This window comes from Pinirhizobacter sp., from assembly GCF_035317885.1.
Taxonomy (GTDB): domain Bacteria; phylum Pseudomonadota; class Gammaproteobacteria; order Xanthomonadales; family Rhodanobacteraceae; genus Pinirhizobacter.
Window position 1 is genome coordinate 1 of sequence record NZ_DATHFX010000051.1, and the last position, 4,727, is coordinate 4,727.

The 4,727-nt window shown below is 64.7% G+C and carries 6 protein-coding genes; all 6 read left to right on the forward strand.

Going from position 1 to position 4,727, the window contains the following annotated elements; genetic code table 11:
* A partial coding sequence (gene prmB / locus VK519_RS01510; protein ID WP_324346983.1) for a 50S ribosomal protein L3 N(5)-glutamine methyltransferase occupies positions 1-817 on the forward strand: 817 nt, incomplete at its 5' end.
* Positions 818-829: 12 nt separating this feature from the next.
* Positions 830-1,918 carry a chorismate synthase gene (gene aroC, locus VK519_RS01515; protein ID WP_324346985.1) on the forward strand — a complete coding sequence of 363 codons (1,089 nt, stop codon included), beginning with the start codon at positions 830-832 and terminating at the stop codon, positions 1,916-1,918.
* Between the two features lie 3 nt (positions 1,919-1,921).
* The gene (locus VK519_RS01520; protein WP_324346987.1) at positions 1,922-2,899 is read left to right on the forward strand and encodes a 2-hydroxyacid dehydrogenase; all 978 of its coding nucleotides are present in this window, start codon (positions 1,922-1,924) and stop codon (positions 2,897-2,899) included.
* A 36-nt stretch (positions 2,900-2,935) separates the two neighbouring features.
* Complete coding sequence (locus VK519_RS01525) at positions 2,936-3,964, forward strand: aspartate-semialdehyde dehydrogenase (RefSeq protein ID WP_324346989.1); 1,029 nt, start codon at positions 2,936-2,938, stop codon at positions 3,962-3,964.
* Between the two features lie 2 nt (positions 3,965-3,966).
* The gene (locus VK519_RS01530) at positions 3,967-4,278 is read left to right on the forward strand and encodes a hypothetical protein (protein WP_324346991.1); all 312 of its coding nucleotides are present in this window, start codon (positions 3,967-3,969) and stop codon (positions 4,276-4,278) included.
* A gap of 157 nt (positions 4,279-4,435) precedes the next feature.
* Positions 4,436-4,727 (forward strand): type IV pilus assembly protein FimV (locus VK519_RS01535; protein WP_414692671.1); only part of this gene is annotated, 292 nt, incomplete at its 3' end.

The window sequence follows — 4,727 nt, forward strand, 5'->3', positions numbered from 1 at the left end:
TGAAGCCACCCACCTGGTGCTGGCCGCGGTGCACCTGCCGCCGGATATCCCCCCGGCTTATGGTGCCGGCAGGCTCACCCGTGATGAGCGCGGCAACCTGCTGGCGTTGATCGAGCGCCGTGTCACCGAGCGCCTGCCCGTGGCCTATCTGGTGGGTGAAACCTGGTTCGCCGGCATGAAGTTCAAAAGCGACCACCGCGCGCTGGTGCCGCGCTCGCCCATTGCCGAGCTCATCGAAGGCGGGTTTTCGCCGTGGCTGGACGGCCGGTCGGTGGAGCGCGCACTGGACATGTGTACGGGTTCGGGCTGCATCGGCATCGCCATGGCCGAGTACAACCCTGGCTGGCAGGTCGACATCGCCGACATCAGCCCCGAGGCACTGTCGCTGGCGCGCGAAAACATCATCTTCCAGCAGGCCGATCGCGTGCGCGCGGTGCAGAGCGACCTGTTTGCCGGCCTCGCCGGTGAAAAATACGATCTGATCGTATCCAATCCACCCTACGTTACCCACGCCGAATACGCAGCGCTTCCGCCTGAATACAGCCATGAACCCGCCCTTGGGCTGACCTCCGGCGATGATGGACTTGACCTCACCTTGCGCATGCTCGACGAGGCGGCCGACCACCTCACCGATGACGGCCTGATCATCGTGGAAGTGGGCGACAGCGAACATGCGCTGATGGAACTGTTGCCGAACCTTCCATTCGTCTGGCTGGAGTTCAAGGTAGGCCAGATGGGTATCTTCGCGCTTGAGCGTCGGGATCTTATCGACCATGCCGCGGGCATCCGCGAATTGCGCCAGTCACGAAACCTGTAGGAAGCGCTTAACGTGTCGTCCAACACCTTTGGCAAGATCTTTTCCGTCACCACCTTCGGCGAAAGCCATGGTCCTGCCATTGGTTGCGTGATCGACGGTTGCCCGCCCGGCCTTGAGCTGGATGCTTCGGAGTTCCGCCACGACCTTGACCGCCGCGCCACCGGCAAGTCCCGCTACACCTCGCAGCGTCGCGAGGCAGACGACGTGGAGATCCTTTCCGGCGTGTACGAGGGCAAGACCACCGGCACGCCGATCGCGCTGCTCATTCGCAACGTCGACGCGCGCAGCAAGGATTACGGCAACATCGTCGATTCCTTCCGCCCGGCGCACGCCGATTACACCTACTGGCACAAGTACGGCATCCGCGACCCCCGCGGTGGCGGCCGTTCCTCGGCGCGGGAAACCACCATGCGCGTGGCGGCCGGCGTGGTGGCCAAGAAATGGCTGGCCGAAAAACACGGCGTTCGTGTGGCTGGATACGTCGCCCAACTGGGCGACATCGTCCCCGCGGGCTTCGATCCGTCCGTGGTGGAAGGCAATCCGTTTTTCTGGCCGCACGAAGCACAAGTGCCCGAGCTTGAGGCCTACATGGACGCCCTGCGCAAGTCCGGCGATTCGGTGGGCGCCCGCGTGACCGTGGTGGCCGATGGCGTGCCCCCCGGGTGGGGTGAGCCGATCTACGGCAAGCTCGATGGCGAGCTGGCGTCGGCGCTGATGTCCATCAACGCCGTCAAGGGTGTTCAGATCGGCGATGGCTTTGCCGTCGCATCCCTGCGCGGCACCGAAAACCGCGACGAACTGACGATGGACGGCTTTACGTCCAACCATGCCGGCGGCATCCTCGGCGGCATCAGCAGCGGCCAACCGGTGGTGGCCTCCATCGCGCTCAAGCCGACCTCCAGCGTGCTGGTCCCGGGCAAGAGCCTCGACAAGCACGGCAACGCCGTGGAAGTGATCACCAAGGGCCGGCACGATCCCTGCGTGGGCATCCGGGCGGTGCCCATCGCCGAGGCCATGGTGGCCCTGGTGCTGATGGACCAGGCCCTCCGGCATCGCGCCCAGTGCGGCGACGTCGGGCCAGTCACGCCGCGCATCGCCTGAACGATGGGCGACAAACCGAAAATATGGGTCTCCCGTCCGCTGTTCCCGGACGTCATCGCCCGCCTGGAGCCGGTGTTCGACGTCCATGCGGAGCTTCAGAACCGGGCTTTCTCGACCGAAGAGCTGGTTGCCAGGCTGCATGGCATGGCCGCCGCCGTCACAGGCCTTGCCGACCGCATCGACGACCGCGTGCTCTCCCGTGCGCCGCACCTGAAGTTCGTCGCCAACGTGAGCGTGGGTTACAACAATTTCGACATCGATGCCATGCGTGTCCACGGCGTGGCGGCATCCAACACGCCCGATGTCCTCACCGATACCACCGCCGATTACGCCTGGGCACTGTTGATGGCGGCTGCCCGCCGCGTCGGTGCCGCCGAGCGCTGGTTGCGCGCCGGGCACTGGCAGGGCACGCGCTTCGATCAATGGCTGGGCATGGACCTGCACGGCAGCACGCTGGGCATCCTGGGCATGGGACGTATCGGCCAGGCCATTGCACGGCGCGCATCGGGCTTCGACATGCGGGTGATTTACCACAATCGTTCGCGCCTGGATGCAGGTACCGAGCAATCGGTGAACGCGCACTATGTGGACAAAGCCACGTTGCTGCGCGAATCCGACCACTTGATGCTGGTGTTGCCGCTGACGCCCGAAAGCCATCACGCCATCGGTGCCGCGGAACTCACCGCAATGAAACCCACCGCCACCCTGGTGAACATCGCCCGCGGCGGCATCGTCGATGATGTAGCGCTCGCGACCGCGCTCGGCGAAGGCCGGCTGGCGGCGGCGGGGCTGGATGTATTCGAAGGCGAGCCGGCGGTGCACCGCGCGCTGTTGGCGCTGGACAACGTGGTACTGTCCCCGCATATCGCCAGCGCCAGCGGGCGCACCCGCCGTGCCATGGCGGCTCTTGCCATCGACAACGTGCTGGCCTTCTTCGGGCACGGGCCGCATGCCGGCAATCCGCCCAGCCGCATCGTTTGACTATTCCCTGCCACACACCCACGAATTGAAGGACCCATGAGCAAGAAGACCTCATACAACGTCGCCATTGTCGGCGCCACCGGAGCCGTCGGCGAAACACTGCTCAGTGTGCTGGCCGAGCGCGATTTCCCGGTCGGCGAGCTGATTGCGCTCGCCAGTGAACGCACCGCCGGTGGCAAGGTCGACTTCGCGGGCAAACAGGTGGTGGTCAAAAACCTTGCCGACTTCGATTTCGCGGGCGTGGATATCGCGTTCTTCTCCGCCGGTGGCTCGGTGAGCCGCGAGCACGCCCCGCGTGCCGCCGCCGCGGGTGCCGTGGTTATCGACAACACATCGGAGTTCCGCTACCAGGACGACATCCCGCTGGTGGTGAGCGAAGTGAACCCGCATGCCATCGCCCAGTACGAGACGCGCGGCATCATCGCCAACCCCAATTGCTCCACGATGCAGATGCTGGTGGCGCTGGCGCCGATCCATCGCGCGGTGGGCATCGAACGCATCAACGTAGCCACCTACCAGTCAGTGTCCGGGGCAGGGCGCTCGGGGATGGATGAATTGGCCAAGCAGACGGCGGCCCTGCTCAACTTCCAGGAAGTGGAGCCGTCGAAATTCAGCAAGCAGATCGCCTTCAACGTGATCCCCCACATCGACGACTTCCAGCCCAACGGCTACACCAAGGAAGAAATGAAAATGGTCTGGGAAACACGCAAGATCCTCGAGGACGAGAGCATCCGCGTGAACCCCACCGCGGTGCGCGTGCCGGTGTTCTATGGTCACGCTGAGGCCGTGCACATCGAGACCCGCGACCCCATCGACGCCGACACCGCGCGCGCCTTGCTTGAATCCGCGCCCGGGGTGGTGGTGATCGACGAGCGGCGGGCCGGGGGCTATCCCACGCCGGTGAGCGACGCGGCCGGAAAGAACGAGGTCTTCGTCGGACGCATCCGCCAGGATATTTCCCACGAAAACGGATTGAACCTCTGGATCGTTTCGGACAACATCCGCAAGGGCGCGGCGCTGAACGCCGTGCAGATCGCCGAAATCCTGATCACGGACTACCTCTAGCCATGACCTTCGCGCCTTCGATGAAGTTCACCCTTGGCTTTGCGTTGCTGGCCATGGTCGCCACCACCTGGGCCCAGGACGACGCAAGCAAGGTGCACGTCGTACAGGTGCAGACGGCAAGCGAAGGGGCGCAAGTGAAGGATCTGCACCAGCGCGTGGATACCCTGGAGGCCAATAGCGCCAAGGCCGATGCCGAGCTGAAGGCGAAGGACCAGGCTATCGCCGACCTTGAGCGACAGCTGGCCCAGGCCCGGGCCGCGGCGCCGGCGGCAGGTCCCGCGCAAGGCTCCTCGACGGGACGCGCCGGTCACTGAATCAAGTTTTCATGACCCCTTTAACGTTGTCGCGTAACTGCCTGTGCCGCCTATTGTTGTTTGTTAAGGGCCTGCATTACTCTTGCGCCTTAGCGATGGCAAGCCTCCTCGCGGGGGAGCCGGGCCTGTCATTGGGTTAATCGGGGGAATACTTAAGATGAGTCGTCCGTTAAAGCTTTCGGTAGCGCTGGCGCTTGCGCTGGCCTCCCAGTACGCCGCGGCGCAGAGTCTGGGCGCCGTGCAGGTCAAGTCCAACCTGGACCAGCCACTGCTGGCCGAAATCCCACTGGTCTCCCAGTCCCCCGGTGACAACAAGAATGTGCAGGTGGGGCTGGCCTCGGTCGAGGCCTATGCACGCGCAGGCATCGACCGCAGCGGCATTCCCCCGGGCGTGCAGTTTGCCGTGGTCACCAACGCCAAGGGCCAATCGGTGATCCGCGTCACCACCG